Source organism: Acetobacter ascendens (assembly GCF_001766235.1).
GTDB classification, from domain to species: Bacteria; Pseudomonadota; Alphaproteobacteria; order Acetobacterales; family Acetobacteraceae; genus Acetobacter; species Acetobacter ascendens.
This window is the reverse complement of sequence record NZ_CP015164.1, coordinates 327653-345723: the sequence shown is the minus strand read 5'-3', so window position 1 is coordinate 345723 and position 18071 is coordinate 327653. Positions and strand designations below refer to the sequence as shown.

The following is an 18071-nucleotide window of genomic DNA, read 5'->3' as shown; positions in this document are numbered from 1 at the left end:
CTTGCGTATCTGCCTCTAGATGGGTGTGCATGACAGCAGCCCCATCTTCCACTTTTACTGCCCTGCCCCTTCGCACACGCCTGCTGGCTCTGTCTTATTTGTTAACCAGCATGGTGTGCATTCAGTTTGGCTCCTCCCTCGCCAAATCCATTTTCCCGGTGTTTGGCACATCTGGGGTGGTGGGCCTGCGTGTTTGCCTGGCAGCCTTTATGCTGGTGCCGTTTTTTAGGAGCTGGGGATTTCTGTCCGTTCCTGTTCTGCGGCTGGTCATCCCTTACGGATTGGCCATGACAGGCATGAACCTCTGCTTCTATCTGGCACTCCAACACATTCCGCTGGGCACAACCGTAACGTTGGAATTTATTGGCCCGCTTGTTGTGGCTTTTGTGGGCTCTCGCAAGCTGGCTGATATTGGCTGGATTCTGCTTACCGTGCTGGGGTTGGCACTGGTGCTTAACCCATCTGCATCCACCAAAACCGATTTTACAGGTGTAGGGTTTGCCCTGTTGGCCGCACTCTGCTGGGCGCTTTACATTCTGTTCGGGCAACGTGTGGCTGGCAAAGTGCCGGGGGCACATGCCTGCGCACTGGGCATGGCATGCGGGGCGTGCGTTGTGTTTTTGCCCTGCTTTGTGCCTGCACTGGTTATCGGCTTTTCAGCCCCTGCCATGTTGGGGCTGGGCGTATTGGTGGCGTTCTGTTCTTCCGCCCTGCCCTATTCTCTGGAAATGCTGGCCATGCAGAACCTGAACGCCCGCGATATTGGCATGCTCAGCAGTCTGGAACCCGTATGCGCCACGGTGGCTGGCGCGGTTATCCTGCACGAAACGCCATCTCCCCTTCAGCTCTGTGGAATTTTATGCGTAGTTGCGGCCTCGGCTGGGATTATTCTTAGCCCCGACACATCAAAACGAAAGGCAGCTCCAGCACAGGATGTGCCAGAACTGCCCAACTAGAAAAATCTGAGCTTTCAAGCCCTGTTAGCGGGCTGCCACATGCAGAACAGCATGGCCAGAAGCCGAAGCTACATTGGCCGCGCTGCCGTGTATGGCCTGCATGATGACGGGGTCAAACAACCGGGTAAAACTGCCCGGATGCACTCCCATCCACAACGTTACAATAGCCAGCGGGGCCAGCACGGCAATTTCTGCGGCAGTTAGATCTCGCAGTAGGCTAACCGTGCCTTTTACGCCGCCAAACAACGCCCGCCGATAGAATGAGAGCATGTAAACTGCGCCCATAATCATGGTGCTACCTGCCAGCAGCGCCACCCAGAAGGACACATGCACAGCGCCCATAAGTACCAGCAATTCCCCAACAAAGGACCCCGTGCCCGGCAGCCCCACATTGGCCATGGTAAACAGCATAGCCAACAAAGCCAGCACCGGCATCTGGCGCGCAACGCCACCCAGTGCATCAATCTGCTGCGTTTCGGCCCGCCACGCCACCGCTGCCACGCAGAAGAAGAGCGCTGCAATCACCACCCCGTGCGAGAGCATCTGGAAAATTGCACCATCAATACCTTCCGCTGTCAGCGTAAACAGCCCCACGGCAATCATGCCCATGTGGGAAAAGGAGGAATACGCAATCACGCGCTTCATGTCTGTTTGGGCAAAGGCCACAAAAGCCGCGTAAATAATGGCCACAACCCCAAGGGCCAGCACATAGGGCGCAAACAGCCGCACCGCATCGGGGAACATCAGCACCCCAAAACGCAACAGCCCGTAAGCGCCGGTTTTGGAAAGCACGCCAGAAAGCATGGCTGAAGCCGGTGTTGGGGCCTCGGAATACGCATCGGGCAGCCACGCGTGCAGCGGAAACAGCGGCAGTTTGACCCCAAAGGCCAACAAAAAGGCCAGCAACAACCACCCCTGCAAGGGCTGGGAGAATCCTGCATGCATTAAGGCCGGAATATCCGTGGTGCCCGTTTGCAGCCACATGATGATAAGCCCCACCAACATGAACAACGAGCCACCAAACGTAAACAGAAAGAACTGAAGTGAAGCCCAAACGCGCTTTGGCCCACCCCAAACGCCTATCATCAGGCTACCGGGAATAAGCGTTGCTTCGTAAAACACGTAAAACAGCAGCATATCCTGTGCGGAAAACAGGCCGAACAAAGCTGTTTCCAACGCCAGCATGGCGGCCACAAACTGCCGCCCCTGTGTTTGCATGCTGCGCCAACCTGCCCCCAACGCCAGCGGGGTAAGAAACGCCGTAAGCAGAATAAACACCAAGCTGATGCCATCCACCCCCGTATGGTAGGAAATACCGTAATCCCCCATCCAGCGCAGGCGTGTTTCAAATTGTAGGCCGGGCTGGGTAGGATCAAACTCCAGCCACATCAGCACGCTAAGGCCAAGGGTAATCAGGCTGCTCCACAGCCCAACCCATCGGGCTGTACTATCCTGCTGTTCTGGCCTGCCAGGGGCAAAAAATGCCACCAGCGCCGCAACAAGAGGAAGATAGGTTATGAGCGAAAGCAGGATGGGCTGCACGGCATCACCACCATTCAGGTTATATGAAGATGCTGCAAACCTGCTCTTTTTTACTGGCTGATACCAGCAGGTAGCCGTTCACGTTCAGCCGATCACACCACGCAGAACAGCCATATCCTTAACGGCGGCCAAACAACTTTTCGAGATCGGCCTTGCTAAGCTTCAGCCACGTTGGCCGCCCGTGTGAGCATGTGCCTGCACGGGGTGTTTCTTCCATCTGGCGGAGCAGCGCGTTCATTTCTTCCACGCTCAGCCTGCGCCCGGCCCGAATACTGCCGTGGCAGGCCATGCGGGCAATTACAGCATCCAGCCGCCCATCAAGCGCTGCCATTTCATCCGGTGCACCGTTTTCATCCGCTTCCAGCTCTTCAGCCAGATCACGCAGTAGGTTTACAGCATCACTGCTGCGCAGCATGGCGGGCAAGGCACGTACCAAAACGGAGTCGCCGCCAAAGGCTTCTATTTCCACACCCAGTTTTTCCAGCGTGGGCTGGCGTGCCAACAGCAGTTCCACTTGCACGCGGGGCAGATCCACCACATCGGGCACCAGCAAACGCTGCGCCTGCACATGCCCACTTAAAAACTGCGCCCGCAAACGCTCATGCGTGAGCCGTTCATGCGCTGCGTGCTGATCTACCAGCACCAAGCTGCCATCTGCGGCTACGGCCAGAATATATGTATCCAACACCTGTGCGATCGCCGCACCCAAGGGGTGATCCGCCGCTACTGGCTGCGCAGATGCTCCATCCGCCACATAGGTTGGCATAGCCTGCGTGGGGGCTGCGGTGTTGACTGCTGGAGCATCCCACCCCGCACCGGATGAAGGCATGGCAACAGGCGGCAAAGTTCTGGCTGCCGGGGCATCACCAAACTGCAAGCGGCCTTCTGCAAAACGCACACCCTCTGGCGTGGGGGCATGGAACGCAGGAGCAGGAACCGGCGGTGCTGCCTCTTTTTCTGGCGGATACCAAATACGTGCCTGCCGTGGTGCAGAGGACAGAACAGGCCGCACGCCCACGCTACCAGCCCCATGCTCTAACGCACGCTGAATGGTGCCAATAACCAAGGAACGCACGCTGGCTTCATCCGCAAAGCGCAGTTCTGTTTTGGCTGGATGCACATTTACATCCACTCGGTCAGGCGGCACTGTGAGCGTAAGTGCCACAACAGGGTGCCTGCCGGGCTCGATCACGCGTCTATAGGCCACGCGCACGGCGGTTTTAAGCACCGGATCCACCACGGGGCGACCATTCACCAGCATGAACTGCCCATTAGCCGTGGAACGATGAACCGATGGCGGGCAGATAAACCCGCTTAGGGTCATACCATCGCGCTCACCTGCAATTTCTAAAAAACCATCAGCCTCGCTGGCATCCAGCAGAGCAGCAGAACGGGCGGCCATATCCTGCGCGGGTAGATCAAACAGCACGCGCTCATCCAGCACAAACCGGAAAGCCGTTTGCGGCACAGCCAAGGCCAGACGCCGCACCACGTTTTCAGCGTGCCGGCCTTCCACACGCGCGCTTTTCAGAAACTTACGGCGGGCGGGGGTGGCAAAAAACAGATCTTCCACCACTACGCTGGTGCCCGGCGCACCGGCTGCGGGTTCAACGGGGGAGACCTTGCCCCCTTCTACCCTAATCCGCCACGCACCACTTTCCCCTTTTGGGCGAGAGGTAATGCACAGCCGCGCTGCCGCCCCGATTGAAGGCAGAGCCTCCCCCCGAAAACCAAGCGTGCTGATATGCACCAATGTTTCATCGCGCAGTTTGGATGTGCAATGCCGATCTACCGCCAAAGCCAGATCATCGGCTGACATGCCCCCACCATCATCCGTAACGATAATGCGGTCCACACCCCCACCTGCCAGAGAAACCTCCAGCCTGCGGGCACCTGCATCTATGGCGTTTTCAACCAGTTCCTTCACCGCTGCAGCAGGGCGTTCTATCACCTCACCCGCAGCAATGCGGTTAACAATAACCTCTGGCAACCGCCGCACATGGGCCGGCGTTGCAGGCTGGTTTGTATCCATACCGGGTTTAGCAAATAGGTCGGACATGCGTCAGACCTTTCCGATCAGAACAGACCGGAACCTTTGGGGTGCTGTGTAGGCGTAACGCCTTTGGTGGGCGAGTTGCCCAAAGCGGCATTGGTTTTCAGGCGACGGTTTTCTCCATCCGCATCCACCACGCCCCCGGCCTTGCCACCTTTCCAGAACATCAGTTCCTGCACGAAGCCCGAACCGGCTTCACCCAGCTCACCCCGGTCTGGCGCATCTGATGCCTCTGTGGCCTCATTCACCAAAATGGTCTGGCCTTCACTGGTATCACCGTTTGTGCCACGCAGCGCCACATCGGGGGAAAGTGTTTCCAGCGCCTGTAGGCGTTCACTTTCATCCTGCCGGTGGTCATCACCCTTTGATGGCTTTACCAGCTCATCTGATGGCGGCATGGAAAGCGGGGCACGGGTTGTAACCGTGTATTCATCCGGCAGGCTGCGTTCCAGCCCGAAAGCACGGGCGGCTTCGTTCCCTGAGCAGCCACTTAGCAAAAAGCAGCCGCCAAGAAGCAGCAGCGGAGAAATCAGTGTCGAAACACGGCGCGCCATCGTCTGCCTTCCACTCATCCTGAAAAAAAACACCCAGCCCTTTGGGGGTTACCCGGTTTTTACGTTGTCTTGTTGCTGCCCGCCTGCCAGAAAGTTCTGCACCAGCAGCATGCATACGGCGCATACTATAGCGGAATCTGCCACGTTGAATACATACCATGACCACCCAAAAGCATGGGCATGCAGAAAATCCACCACGGCCCCATAGCGCACACGGTCCATTACGTTGCCAATGGCCCCACCGGTAATGGCCCCAACACACGCAGCGGTAAGTTTGCTGTGGGTGCGAAAAATCCATACCAGAAGGCAGCAGGCCACGGCCAGCGCAATGGCGGAAAACACAATCCGCCCCGCCCCGCCTAGGCCGCCAAACATGCCAAAAGTAACGGCGTGGTTCCATACCATAGTGAAGTTAAGAAACGGCAGCACTTTAACAGAACTCCGTGCGGGCAGATCCAGCCCATACAGAATCCAGTATTTACTTAGCTGATCTGCTGAAAGAGTAAGCATCAGCATCAGCAGGCCAAGGCCTGCCGGACGCAGCATGAAGGGGCGAGAACTCACGCGCCCTCCTGCCCTGTGCGCGGGCCACCCTGTTGTTCCACCACATCGGTGCAACGCAGGCACAGGCCGGCGTAATCATCCCGCGTGCCGGTTTCTGGCAGAACCTTCCAGCAACGCACACATTTTTCACCATCCGCAACTTGCACAACCGGAGCACCGTGCAGCGTGCCGCCTTCATCCCCTTCCACGTAAATAGAGGAAGACGTGGGGTCCACCACCACATCCACGTGAGAGACAATGGCCAGTTCGCTCCAGTTTACACCGGCAAACAGTGCGGCTTCTTCTTCAGAGAACGTCAGTTCAACCTGCGCCTGAAGGGAAGAACCAATGGTGCCTTCGCGCCGTGCACCTTCAATTTCCGTAGTGATGATACGCCGCACGGAACGAATACGCGCCCAGCGTTCATCCAATGCCGGATCATTCCATTCTGCAGGCAGTTCAGGGAAGGCCTGTTCATGCACGCTCTGGTCTGGCCCAAAACGGGATGTCCATGCTTCTTCTGCCGTAAACACCAGCACAGGGGCCAACCACGTTGTCAGGCACCGGTGCAGGATATCCAGCACCGTGCGGGCTGCGCGACGTGTGGGGTTGGCAGGCGCATCGCAATACAACGCATCCTTACGGATATCGAAGTAGAAAGCAGACAGATCCGTAGTGCAGAATCCATGCAGGGCCGGATACACACCTACCCATTCATGCGTTTCCACCGCGCGGGCAATCAACCCACCCAGTTCTGTGAGGCGATGCAGAACCCAGCGCTCCAGCTCTGGCAGTTCGGCATAAGGCACGGCTTCTGCTTCTGTGTAGCCATCCAGCGCACCCAGCAGCCAACGCAGCGTATTGCGCAGGCGGCGATACAGTTCACCCTGCTGTTTGAGAATTTCCTTACCAATGCGCAAATCATCATTGGTATCGGAGTTCACCACCCATAGGCGCAGCACGTCTGCACCCAAGCTGTCGTTCACATCCTGCGGGGCAATCACGTTACCGAGGGATTTGGACATCTTGCGGCCCTGTTCATCCAGAACAAAACCATTGGTAACAACCGCCTTGTAGGGTGAAACACCACGCGTGCCCACGCTTTCCAGCAGGGAAGACTGGAACCAGCCACGATGCTGGTCCGAACCTTCCAGATACAGATCAGCAGGGAAGTTCAGCCCCGGCTGGCCCAGCACGAAGGCGTGGGTGGAGCCACTTTCGAACCACACATCCACGATATCGAACACCTGATCGTAGTCATCTGGATTCCGATCCGGGCCGAGGAAGCGTGCTGGTTCAGAGCTATACCAAGCATCAGCCCCTTCTTCCTTAAACGCATCCACCACGCGCTGCATCACATCGGCATCACGCAGCACTTCGCCGGTGCGTTTTTCAACAAACACGGCAATGGGCACGCCCCATGCACGCTGGCGGCTAATGCACCAGTCTGGGCGCGTGCGGATCATGGATGTCAGACGGTTGCGTGCCTGTGCGGGCACGAAGGTAACGTCTTCCAGCGCTTTGAGGGCTTTTTCACGCAGTGAATCTTCACCATCCATACGGATGAACCATTGCGGCGTGGCACGATAGATAACCGGAGCGCGGGAACGCCATGAATGGGGGTAGGAATGTACAATTTCACCACGCCCCACCAGCCCAGCCGGAGCTGTGCCGTTGGCGTTGGCATGTTCCATCACGGCTTCCAGCGTGGAGCACACAACATCTGCCGCTTTGAACACATGCGTGCCTGCAAAGCCCGCCACCCACGGGGCATATGTGCCATCGGCCTGCACCACTTCGGGCACTTCCACGCCGTACATGCGGCAAAGCTGGAAGTCATCCTCACCATGAGAAGGCGCCATGTGCACAAGGCCGGTGCCAGCCTCGGTGGTCACAAATTCACCCGGCAGCATCGGCACATCAAAATCATACCCGGCACCACGCAGCGGATGGGCGCACACAGCCCCTTTCAGCGCGCTGCCCGGCAGGGTGTAGAGGATATGGTGCGCAGTAACGTGAGCTTCCTGACAGAAGGCATCTACCAACGCTTCGGCCACCAGCACCTTTGCGCCGGGTTCAAGCAATGCGCCCTCACCCGTTTCATCTACCCGCAGCACCACGTAGGTGATTTCCGGCCCGTAGGCCAAAGCGCGGTTGCCGGGAATGGTCCACGGTGTGGTGGTCCAGATGACAACAGATACATCCTCCAGCGCATGGGCTGGCGTGGGATCCCGCACAACCGGGAAGGCCACCAAAATAGTGGTGGAGGTATGATCGTGATATTCGATTTCAGCTTCAGCCAGAGCGGTTTTTTCAACCGGGCTCCACATCACGGGGCGCAAGCCACGATACAGCCGCCCGTTCAGCAGAAACTTGCCAATTTCGTTCACAATGGCCGCTTCGGATGAGAAATCCATGGTGGCGTAGCGGTTCTGCCATTCCGCCTGCACGCCAAGACGCTGGAATTCCTGCATCTGGATATTCAGCCACTCACCCGCATAGGCACGGCATTCAGCACGGAATTCCAGCACAGGCACGGAATCCTTGTCTTTCTTTGCCTTGCGGTATTTTTCTTCCACCTTCCATTCAATCGGAAGGCCGTGGCAATCCCAACCCGGCACGTAGCGCACGCCGTAGCCAGACATACGATGGGCGCGGTTGATCACATCCTTATTGATCTTGTTCATGGCATGGCCAATGTGCAGGTGGCCATTGGCATATGGGGGGCCATCATGCAGCGTAAAGGTGGGCCGCCCTTCCGCCTGCTGTTTCAGCCGCGCATCCAGCCCGGTTTCTGCCCACTTTTCCAGCCATTTAGGTTCCTGCTTAGGCAAGCCCCCGCGCATGGGGAAAGATGTACGGGGCAGGAACACCGTATCACGATACAGATCGGCGGGGGATTGGGTGTCCTGGTCGCTGCTGGATGTGGTCATGAGCGGGTGATGTCACTTCAGTTCGGGTTCATGGTCTGGCCCCGCATGTGCTGGTCAAACCATCTTGCATTCAGGCTCTTATCAAAAAGGACAAGCGCAGGGTCAAGCATGAACGGCCACATTGCGGCCGCAAATTCTATTCTGCCCTATCTGTCCGCACTTTTACAGGGGGTTATATGCCAGCCAGTTCGGCGTTCAGAACCATGCGCGCCTGCTGCGCATCCTGCGCGATCTGGGCCTTGAGTTCATCCAGCCCGGCAAAGCGCTGTTCTGGCCGCAGCATTTTGTGTAAAGCTACAGAAAGCGTTTGGCCGTACAAATCACCATCAAAGTCAAACAGGTTCACTTCTACGCGGCTTTCCTGCCCATCGTTAATGGTGGGCCTGCGGCCAATATTGGCCACGCCGGGGCGTGTATAACCACCGGGTAAGCGCACCGTTACGGCGTAAACCCCACGTGCGGGCTCCAAATGCCGCCCAAGTGGAATGTTAGCTGTAGGGAAGCCCAGTAAACGGCCGCGTTTATCACCATGCTGCACTTGGCCACGAATAAACCACGGGCGACCGAGTTCTTCCGTTGCCCGTTCTGGATACCCTTCCTGCAACAACCGCCGGATACGGGTGGAGGAATATGGCCCTGCGGCATCTGCCAGCGCGGGCACGGATGTAAAGCCCATACCCAGTTCACCCGTGCGTTCGGCCAAGAACGTCACATCGCCCCCGCGCCGATACCCGAAGGCAAAATCTGGCCCGCAGGCAACGTGGCGCAGGCACAGGGCATCATGCAGCACGTCTTCTACAAACCGTTCCGCCGTCATGCGGGAGAATTCTTCATCAAACCCAATCTGGAACACATGCTTCACACCTAGCGCCTGTAGGGCGGCAAAGCGCTCATCTGGCAGGCTCAGGCGGAATGGTGGGTCCTGCGGGCGAAAAAGTTCGCGCGGGTGGGGTTCAAACGTAACCACCGCCAAGGGCAGATCTGGCCGCGCTGCGTGGGTGGAATGAACCAGATGGGCGTGGCCCAGATGCACACCATCAAAATTACCAAGCGCTGCCGCACAGCCGTGCGCTTCCGGCGGTATATCCCGCCAGTTTGTGTGCAACTGTGCTTTCAGCACTTTATTATGCTCCTTCCGGCAGGCCAAACATCTGCCCCGCCTGCGGCAGAGATTGCGCTACAGGGTGGGTAGTACCTGCCACCGTGCCATCTTCCGGGCGGGCAATCTGGCATACACGCAGGCCTGCTTGGGCTGCTGCATCCAGCTCTGCCACCACATCGGACAGAAACAGCACATCCTGCCCCTGCCAGCCACTTTGTTCCAGAATATGGCGATAACTTTGCGCGCTTTTCTTACCACCAACGCGCAGATCAAAAAACGCGCTGAAAAGCGAGGTCAAGTTCCCCTGCTCGGTATAGCCATAAATCAGCTTCTGCGCGGCTTCGGAGCCAGAGGAATACACTGCCAACGTAAGACCTGCGGCTTTCCATGCCTTTAAGGTTGGTTCAACATCCGGGTAAAGCTGGGCTTCCAGCTCTCCTTTTTCATACCCCTGCTGCCAACATAGACCTTGCAGGCTTTTAAGCGGGGCAACCTTGGCATCTTCCGCCATCCAGCGTTCAAGCTGTTCTAGCGGGGGCACGCCGGGGGCTGCTTGGGCAATTTGTGCCAGCGCTTCCTGCACCACTGGGTTTTCGTGCTGTTCCAGCAATGCGGGCAGATGTTTGCGCGCATAGGGAAAAAGCACTTTATGCACAAAAGCCACTGGCAGGGTGGTGCCTTCAATATCCAGCAGCACCACGCGCGGAGAAATCCGGGTATCGGCCATTATGCCCTCAATCAGTTTTCGTAAGAAGGAAACTGCCGGGCAATATCGGTGCCTGTATAGCGGGCTACCCAGCCTTCCTTGTGTGTGAAAATACGCAGCGTGACCATATCTGGCTCTGGCCCAGCATCAAACCAGTGCTGTGTGCCTTCGGGCACAGAAATCAGATCAGTTTGTGTGCATTCCACATCGTAAACATAGCCTGCAATATGCAAAATAAAGTGCCCGCTGCCGTGCACAAAAAAGCGGATTTCATCTTCACTATGCGTATGTTCGGACAAGAACTTGTCCCGCAAAGCCTCGCGGTTGGGCGTGGAAGGGCTAACCCGCAGCACATCGGCAGAGCCTGCGCCTGTTTCACCCATCAGCTTGTCTAAAAATGGGCCATACACATCCAGCACGGCCTGCTCATCAGCATCCCTTGGAGGAATTTGCGGGCCTTCCCAACGCTCAAACCGCACGCCTAACGGGGCTAGAACACGGGCCATTTCTGCCGGGTCCTGCGTTTGCAGCACAGGGTGCTGGGGGGTGGTATCTTTGTAAACTGTCAGGGAACTCATGCGTGCAGTTTCCTTCGCTCAAGCGCGCAGGCCAACAGAAACTCCAGCCCTTCCAGCCGCGCAAGGGCGGTGGGCATATCCTTGCCCCACACATACACACCGTGGCCGCGAATAATGTAGCCCGCTGGCATGCCGGTGCCAAAAAACGGTTCCACAACTTCGGCCAGCCGTGCAATGTCCTGATCGTTCTCAAACAAAGGCACCTGCACGGATGTTTCGTGTGTGGTCTGCCCTTCAAACACTTTCAGAACTTCGTAATCCGCCAGTGTAAGTACTGCTGTTTCTTCTTCCATAGACAGAACAGTGGACGCCACGGAATGGCCATGCAGCACTGCGCCCACATGGGGGAAATGGCGGTAAATCTGGCAATGCAACAGTGTTTCTGCACTGGGGCGATTTTCCGGGCTATGCGGTTTGCCCTGCATATCCACGGTAATAACATCTGCCGCCTGCAAAAAACCTTTGTGGCAGCCGGAGCGCGTAATGGCCATGCGGCCATCTGCCAGCTTGCGGCTGATATTGCCTGCCGTGGCAGGCACCCACCCGCGCTGATCCATCCGTTGCCCGGCAAACAGAATATCCTGCACGGCACGGGCAAAATCCGTAACGGTTTGATCCATGGCGTTCTCTGCCCGTCTTAAACTGCCAGAGCCTTACGGCTGGACAGATTTATCCGCTGGTGCAGCCGTGCGCTGCTCCACTGTGGAAGATGCAGGCGGTGGGGCAATATGCCCATTACCGGGGCGTGCCGTACCATCATCCATCGGTTCATCATCCGCCATGTGCTTCTTGAAGGATTTGATGCCCTTGGCCATATCGCCCATCAACGAGCTAATTTTGCCGCCGCCGCCAAAAACCACAAGTACGACCACAAGCACGATCAGCCAGTGCCAGATACTTAAGCTACCCATCAAACCAGTCCCCTACACTTGCAGTACGCGCCCGAAATGAACACGTGCTGCACATCCTTGTTTGTACATGATGGCGGAAACACTTTCTTGCAAGTTTTTCCTTGCGCGGCCTACCCGCCTATTGGGTGCTAACTGCCGCCCGTGCCTGTTGGTTCAATAAAGCCATAAACCGGATAAACCGTTTTGCCCATGGCATGAATAGGGCTCCACCATACGCGCACACGTGTCCAGTTATTATTGGGGGAAACATCAACCACAGGGGCGTGGCGCGTGACTTCCCCCGGCTCCCAGTTTGCATGGTCCACCAGCACAAGGCGTGAATTCCGCACCTGTTTGACCACAGAAACATGGCCAGATGGCAGCCTGCCGGTGGATCGAAACACCAACACATCCCCCGCACGTGGGGAGGACGTGCGGCCATATTGCCCCTGCGCTTCCCCCCACCAGCTTGCAGCCGCACCACGCAGGTTTACGGCAGAATGCTCCCGCGCATAGGGGGCGCACTGTACAGATCCATTCCAACTTCCGCGCCCGCCTGCACAGGCAGCAAGTAATAAAGGCAGAACAAGAACAAGGCTACGCTTCACGATTCGGCCCTCAAACGTTGCATCCAGTCCTCCGCTTCTGTGGGGGACATATCCAAAACCTGTTCCGCCACATCCCGCGCATACCCAGCACGGGCCAGCACACCCAGCGCCTTGTGCCTGCGGGCCAAAGCCTGCTCGGTATCGGCTTCATCATCATCCGCAACATAAGGCGTGGCAAATGGCCCCATCCTGCGCTTACGCGCCAGAACCAATGCCGCACATAATTCCCTTTGCGCAGGAGAAAACCCTTCCACCGCATCCTGCAAGGCGGCATCGCGCAGATCAGCCTCCACCCCGCGTGCGGCTAGATGCGCCTGTACCGCACGGCCAGATCGGCCAGACCGTACCAGCCTGCGTGCGCGGGATGTGGCAAAACTGGCATCATCCACAGCGCCAAGGCGCACCATTTCTTCTGATATTTCAGCCACTACGGGGCGCAGCGCCTGCACGGCTTCGGCCACATCTTCCGTATCTGCTCCAGCTTTAAGGGCCTGCTTCTCCCACCGTGCAATACGGCGCAGAAGCACCTGTTCCAGCCCGTGGCGCGTGGTGCCAAAGCGTGCCAGATGCGCCAGCGCGGCCTCTCGCAACACCCGGCGATCAAGCTGCGGAAACCCCGATGATGTATGGACAGATGAGGAAGAACCAGAATGCGTCATTCCTCTTTATTACCCACTCCCGCCGTGCAGGAAAATACGCAACGGGCCACATCACGCATGTTGCGTATGCAGAATTTTTTCACACAGAATATTTGACTTTAATCCGCACAAAAGGCCATGATACGCCCGCAATACGGGCCGCCCGCTCACCTTATATCAAGGCAGCGGGCGTTTTTCGTTCTGCATTCCACTTCTCACCATGCAGGTTCAACAACCGCCAACACAAAGACCAGATTCCATGATTTCTGCCCTGATGCCGACATACAAGCGCGCTGACCTCGCCTTTGAGCGGGGAGAAGGCTCCTGGCTGCAAACGTCGGACGGGCGACGATTCCTGGACTTTGCTGCGGGTATTGCCACGTGCTCTATTGGCCACGCACACCCCAAGATGGTGGAAGCCATAAGCACGCAGGCCGCAAAGGTGATGCACGTTTCCAACTTGTTCCAGATTCCGCAGGCGGAAAAGCTGGCCCGCAGGCTGGTTGAAAACTCCTTTGCTGATAGTGTGTTCTTCTGCAATTCCGGCGCAGAAGCCAACGAAGGCATGGTGAAAATGGCGCGCCGCGCCCAGATGATGGCAGGCCACCCCGAACGCACAGATATTATCTGCATGGATGGGGCTTTTCATGGTCGTACGCTGGCCATGCTTTCTGCCACCGGCAACCCAAAATATCTGGAAGGCTTTGGTGAGCCTGTAAAAGGCTTTCTGCACGTTCCGTTTAACGACATTGAAGCCATAAAAGCCGCCATTACCCCCAACACGGCAGCGGTCATGCTGGAGCCTATTCAAGGTGAAAGCGGCATTAAGGTAGCTAGCCCGGAATATCTGCGTGCCTTGCGCGCACTGTGCGATGAAACCGGTGTGCTGCTTGCACTGGATGAGGTGCAGTGTGGCGTTGGCCGCACAGGCCGTCTGTTTGCGCATGAATGGGCTGACATCAAACCCGATATTGTCAGCACGGCCAAAGGTTTGGGTGGGGGCTTCCCCATTGGGGCTATCCTTACCACAGAAACCATTGCCAAGAGCATGACACCGGGCACGCACGGCACAACATTTGGCGGCAACCCGCTGGCCTGCGCGGCTGGTAACGCTGTACTGGATGTTATTCTGGCCCCCGGCTTTTTAGATCAGGTTTGCACCCGTGCAGCCCTGCTGGATGAACTGCTGGACAGCCTTGTGGCTGATGCACCGGATGTTTTTGCCCAGCGCCGTGGCCTTGGCCTGTTGATTGGCCTGCGCTGTGTGCCCGCAGTGGGTGATGTGCAGGGGGCCGCACAAGATGTGGGCCTGCTGTGCGTTACGGCGGGTGATAACGTGCTGCGCCTTGTGCCGCCGCTTACTGTTTCCGAAGAAGAATGCCGCAAAGCTGTGGCCCTGCTGGCGCAGGCTGTCAGCACACTCAGAAAAAATCATAACAACAAGACAGTTCTGGAGCCAACAGCGTGAGCGCCGCCAACATGACCACTGCCCTGCCCTCTTCTTCCTTGGCAACGCCACGCCATTTTCTGGATCTGAAAGATCTGGATGCCGCAACCCTGCGCCAGATTCTGGATGTGGCCGCCAGCATGAAACGCATGCAGCAGAACCGCCGGTTTCCGCTGCACCCGCGCCAGCCGCTGGCCGGACGGCAGTTGGGGCTTATCCTCTCCAAGCCTTCCACCCGCACCCGTGTTTCTTTTGAAGTGGGTATTCGCCAGCTTGGGGGCGATGCCGTAGTGCTTAGCCCGCAGGAAATGCAGATTGGCCGTGGTGAAAGCATTGCCGATACGGCCCGCGTGCTTTCCCGCTTTGTAGATGCCATTATGCTGCGCACCGGCAACACAAAAACCATGCATGAACTGGCACACTGGAGCACGGTGCCCGTTATCAATGGTCTCACACCTCATTCTCACCCGGTGCAGATTCTGGCCGATATCATGACGTTTGAGGAACACCGTGGCCCCGTGCGTGGCCGCACCTTTGCGTGGACGGGTGATGGCAACAACGTGCTTGTCTCTCTTATTGAAGGGGCCGTGCGTTTTGGCTTTGCCCTGCGTGCCGCCACCCCCGCAGACATGAAGCCCCCGCAGGATGTGCTGGATTGGGCCCGCGCCGAAGGCGGTGATGTGGAATGGACGATAGACCCAAAAGCCGCCGTAAAAGATGCTGATTGCGTGGTGACGGATACATGGATCAGCATGTCTGATTCACCCAAGGAAGCCGCCAGCCGCATGAGCAAGCTGGAACCCTACCGCGTAAATGCAGATTTAATGGCCCTTGCTGCGCCAGATGCCCTGTTCATGCACTGCCTGCCTGCCCATATAGGGGAAGAAGTAACCAAGGACGTGTTTGAAGGCCCGCATTCTGTGGTGTTTGATGAGGCGGAAAACCGCCTTCATGCCCAGAAAGGCGTGCTGACATGGACAATGGGCGGCACAAACTGGACCTCTTTCGGCAAGGAATAAGCACATGAGCGGCACAGACAGAACAGTTTCCATGACATCTACCGAAGAGACACCCTCCACCCCCGGCTGGGTGGAAAGCAGTCTGGATGCTATTCTGGCTACGTTGCCGTTTTCGGCAGAAAAGCTGGTGCCGTTCCGTAACGCCTATCTGGATTGTCTGGCTGGCTGTGGCCGCACGGAAGATCTGGATAGCGAGCACGATGCCTGCCGCAAGGGTTTGCTTCTTGCGCTCAAGGACGGTTTGAACATGGATTCAGAAACCGGCCGAGCCCTTGAACAGAAGCTGGAAAAGCTGGAGCTGGATATTTCCGCAGGGGCGTAATCCCCTGCTTTCCACCTTACCCTTTTTGTCCGCCTGAAAAGCACCATCAGAGTCCGCACGCATCAGGCGCACGTTCTTGATATTCCCGTATTTTTGATGGACTCAGGACAAACTCAAATTCCCATGGAAAAACCTGCTTTTCTTGACCGCGATCGCCCAGATGTGCCCGATTTGGTGGTGCCCGGTGGTGTAACACCTTTTTATCTGGCTGGTCGGCCCGTGCGTGGCCGGCTGGTGCGTTTGGGCGTGCTGGCGGATACGCTGCTCACACGGCATGATCATCCAGCCCCTGTTACGCGCCTTGCTGGCAAGGCATTGGCACTGGTGGCAGCTTTGGCGTCTGCCCTGAAGTTTCAGGGGTCTTTCTCCCTCCAGATGAAGGGCGATGGCCCCGTTTCCATGCTGGTAGCAGACTGCACCAATACCGGCGCGCTACGCTTTTACGCCCGCACGGATGATGAAGCGCTGGAAGCTCTGCTGGCAGAAACACCTAAACCCACAGACCGCGAATTGCTGGGCAATGGGTATATGGCTCTTACGGTGGACCAAGGCCCGGAAATGGACCGGCATCAGGGTATTGTAGAAATTGCCGGTGATGATCTGTCTGCAATGGCCATGCATTACTTTGCCAGCAGTGAGCAGCACGCCTGCTGGATTATGCTGGCCTGCCAGATGACAGATACAGGCTGGCGCGCTGGTGGCCTGATACTGGAACGCATTGCGGGCGAAGGCGGCAGCCACGTGGTGGAAGATGAAGCCGCAGAAGCAAGCTGGGAAACAGCAACCATTCTGGCAGGCACACTTTCTACCAAGGAACTGCTGGATGATGGCCTGCCCACTTTGCAGCTTCTGCACCGGCTTTTCCATGAAGAAGACCTGCATGTCAGCCAGCCTCGGGCTTTGGCCTTTGGGTGCCGTTGCTCCCGCGCACGGTTGGCCAATGTGCTGGAAACTTTCCCTCAGGATGATCTAGACCATATGTGCCAAGATGATGGAAACATCGTCATGACGTGCGAATTCTGTAATGTGGATTTCCGCTTTGCACGCAAAAACATTGCCACGCAGGCGCAGTAAAACAGTAAATATAGCCGCAAAGTTTGCCAGCAGGGCCATAAGCGCAATATCTTAAGGCGCTGCTGGTATAAGATATCTGCCACAGGGCAGGCATTTTTTAGAATGTCGGATAAAGTTCACAAGAGGTTTTGCGCCATGATGCTGTTTTCCCGCATGCGCCTTTCTGGCCTAACAGCCGCGCTGCTGTTTCCTGCCCTGTTGGCAGGCTGCGCAGATCAAAAACAGCCTACGCAGTTTGCGCCGCTGCGGTATGATAACCTCAGCCAGATCAACCTCAACGTAAACACTCTGACATTGGTGGATAACACTGTAACCCACCCGGTTGCGGGCGATATCGGCTACAAATCCCCCACGCCGCCCGTGCAGGCCCTACGCCAGATGGTGCAGGACAGGCTGGCCGCCAAAGGGGGCATTACCAGCGCCAATTCCGCCCAGTTTGTGATTGATCGGGCCTCCATCCTGCACGAACCCGGCGGCACACTACAGGGCCAGATAGATGTGCATCTGGATATCCTGAACCCCGATGGCAGCAAAACCGCACACACAGAAGCCCACGCCACCCAAAGCCTGCACCCAGACCCCACAGAGGATACGGAAAGCCAGGCCAACCTGTACAATGTCACCAAAGGGATGATGGACAGCATCAATACCGAACTGGATACGCAGGTACATCGTGCACTTGGCAAATGGCTGGTAGATGCCGGGGGTATGCCCGTAGAGGGCGCCATTCAGGCCCAGCCGCTAACATCTGATGGCTCACCAGCCACCGCCACGGGTGCTGGTGCTGGTGCCGCAGCTACGCAAGAAGCACTTTCACCCGTTTCAGCCGCTAAAACCGGGCAGGCTACATCCCCCGTAACGGTACCGGAAAACGCCCCTATTGTTGCCCCCTCCACCGATGCAGCAACATCCTCCACCACCAGCAGCACGGAAGCCAAACCTGCTGCTGCCCCCAAAGTGCAGGATACTGAACCCAACGCCATCTTCCCGGCGGGTGAGGATGATGATTCGTCCTCCAGTTCCTCTTCTACAAAAGCTACGTCTCCCAAAGCGGGGTATCTCAAGCTGCCGTCCCAGCCTCAATAAGGCTATTATCCTCAACACAA

The 18071-nt window shown here is 57.2% G+C and carries 18 protein-coding genes; 6 read left to right on the top strand and 12 right to left on the bottom strand.

The features are described from left to right. Nucleotides 1–29: 29 nt before the first annotated feature. Nucleotides 30–956: an EamA family transporter gene (locus A4S02_RS01760; protein WP_070322760.1), complete on the top strand. Its 927-nt coding sequence runs from the start codon at nucleotides 30–32 to the stop codon at nucleotides 954–956. Between the two features lie 24 nt (nucleotides 957–980). Here the strand turns inward: A4S02_RS01760 and A4S02_RS01755 are convergent, their stop codons facing one another. From A4S02_RS01755 to A4S02_RS01700, 12 genes are all read right to left on the bottom strand, one after another. Next, nucleotides 981–2498: a complex I subunit 4 family protein gene (locus A4S02_RS01755; protein ID WP_070322759.1), complete on the bottom strand. Its 1518-nt coding sequence runs from the start codon at nucleotides 2496–2498 to the stop codon at nucleotides 981–983. A gap of 118 nt (nucleotides 2499–2616) precedes the next feature. Next, complete coding sequence (mutL, locus tag A4S02_RS01750; RefSeq protein ID WP_082246723.1) at nucleotides 2617–4557, bottom strand: DNA mismatch repair endonuclease MutL; 1941 nt, start codon at nucleotides 4555–4557, stop codon at nucleotides 2617–2619. A 17-nt stretch (nucleotides 4558–4574) separates the two neighbouring features. Next, entirely contained in the window at nucleotides 4575–5105 is a 531-nt protein-coding gene (locus A4S02_RS01745) for a DUF3035 domain-containing protein (RefSeq protein WP_070322758.1), read from the bottom strand. A 48-nt stretch (nucleotides 5106–5153) separates the two neighbouring features. Then, on the bottom strand, nucleotides 5154–5669 hold the full coding sequence (gene lspA, locus A4S02_RS01740; RefSeq protein WP_070322757.1) for a signal peptidase II: 516 nt from the start codon (nucleotides 5667–5669) through the stop codon (nucleotides 5154–5156). Beyond that, a complete protein-coding gene (gene ileS, locus A4S02_RS01735; protein ID WP_070322756.1) occupies nucleotides 5666–8581 on the bottom strand; it encodes an isoleucine--tRNA ligase in 2916 nt (971 codons plus the stop codon). The genes lspA and ileS overlap by 4 nt, the downstream gene beginning before the upstream one ends. Nucleotides 8582–8753: 172 nt before the next feature. Further along, nucleotides 8754–9701, bottom strand: a complete 948-nt coding sequence (locus tag A4S02_RS01730) for a bifunctional riboflavin kinase/FAD synthetase (RefSeq protein ID WP_208858902.1) — start codon at nucleotides 9699–9701, stop codon at nucleotides 8754–8756. Nucleotides 9702–9705: 4 nt separating this feature from the next. Then, on the bottom strand, nucleotides 9706–10410 hold the full coding sequence (gene mtnC, locus A4S02_RS01725; RefSeq protein WP_019089726.1) for an acireductone synthase: 705 nt from the start codon (nucleotides 10408–10410) through the stop codon (nucleotides 9706–9708). An 11-nt stretch (nucleotides 10411–10421) separates the two neighbouring features. Next, nucleotides 10422–10967 carry a 1,2-dihydroxy-3-keto-5-methylthiopentene dioxygenase gene (locus A4S02_RS01720; RefSeq protein WP_019089727.1) on the bottom strand — a complete coding sequence of 182 codons (546 nt, stop codon included), beginning with the start codon at nucleotides 10965–10967 and terminating at the stop codon, nucleotides 10422–10424. Continuing rightward, entirely contained in the window at nucleotides 10964–11587 is a 624-nt protein-coding gene (locus tag A4S02_RS01715; protein WP_070322755.1) for a methylthioribulose 1-phosphate dehydratase, read from the bottom strand. Before A4S02_RS01715 ends, A4S02_RS01720 begins: the two co-directional genes overlap by 4 nt. A gap of 33 nt (nucleotides 11588–11620) precedes the next feature. Next, nucleotides 11621–11878, bottom strand: coding sequence for a twin-arginine translocase TatA/TatE family subunit (locus tag A4S02_RS01710; protein ID WP_004448930.1), 258 nt, complete (start codon nucleotides 11876–11878; stop codon nucleotides 11621–11623). Nucleotides 11879–12006: 128 nt separating this feature from the next. After that, a complete protein-coding gene (locus A4S02_RS01705) occupies nucleotides 12007–12465 on the bottom strand; it encodes a CHAP domain-containing protein (RefSeq protein WP_019089729.1) in 459 nt (152 codons plus the stop codon). Next, complete coding sequence (locus tag A4S02_RS01700) at nucleotides 12462–13124, bottom strand: RecX family transcriptional regulator (protein ID WP_070322754.1); 663 nt, start codon at nucleotides 13122–13124, stop codon at nucleotides 12462–12464. The genes A4S02_RS01705 and A4S02_RS01700 overlap by 4 nt, the downstream gene beginning before the upstream one ends. Nucleotides 13125–13323: 199 nt before the next feature. Between A4S02_RS01700 and A4S02_RS01695 the strand changes: the two genes are divergently transcribed. The 5 genes from A4S02_RS01695 to A4S02_RS01675 all read left to right on the top strand — a co-directional run bounded on the left by A4S02_RS01695 (nucleotide 13324) and on the right by A4S02_RS01675 (nucleotide 18051). Continuing rightward, nucleotides 13324–14571 carry an aspartate aminotransferase family protein gene (locus A4S02_RS01695; RefSeq protein WP_208858901.1) on the top strand — a complete coding sequence of 416 codons (1248 nt, stop codon included), beginning with the start codon at nucleotides 13324–13326 and terminating at the stop codon, nucleotides 14569–14571. Between the two features lie 11 nt (nucleotides 14572–14582). Then, nucleotides 14583–15569, top strand: a complete 987-nt coding sequence (gene argF / locus A4S02_RS01690) for an ornithine carbamoyltransferase (RefSeq protein WP_070324139.1) — start codon at nucleotides 14583–14585, stop codon at nucleotides 15567–15569. A gap of 4 nt (nucleotides 15570–15573) precedes the next feature. Further along, nucleotides 15574–15891 (top strand): hypothetical protein, encoded by a 318-nt coding sequence (locus A4S02_RS01685; protein ID WP_019089734.1) that lies wholly within the window; start codon nucleotides 15574–15576, stop codon nucleotides 15889–15891. 123 nt (nucleotides 15892–16014) lie between these two features. Next, nucleotides 16015–16965 carry an Hsp33 family molecular chaperone HslO gene (gene hslO, locus A4S02_RS01680; RefSeq protein ID WP_019089735.1) on the top strand — a complete coding sequence of 317 codons (951 nt, stop codon included), beginning with the start codon at nucleotides 16015–16017 and terminating at the stop codon, nucleotides 16963–16965. Between the two features lie 102 nt (nucleotides 16966–17067). Beyond that, nucleotides 17068–18051: a hypothetical protein gene (locus tag A4S02_RS01675; RefSeq protein WP_228142429.1), complete on the top strand. Its 984-nt coding sequence runs from the start codon at nucleotides 17068–17070 to the stop codon at nucleotides 18049–18051. The last annotated feature ends 20 nt before the right edge of the window (nucleotides 18052–18071 follow it).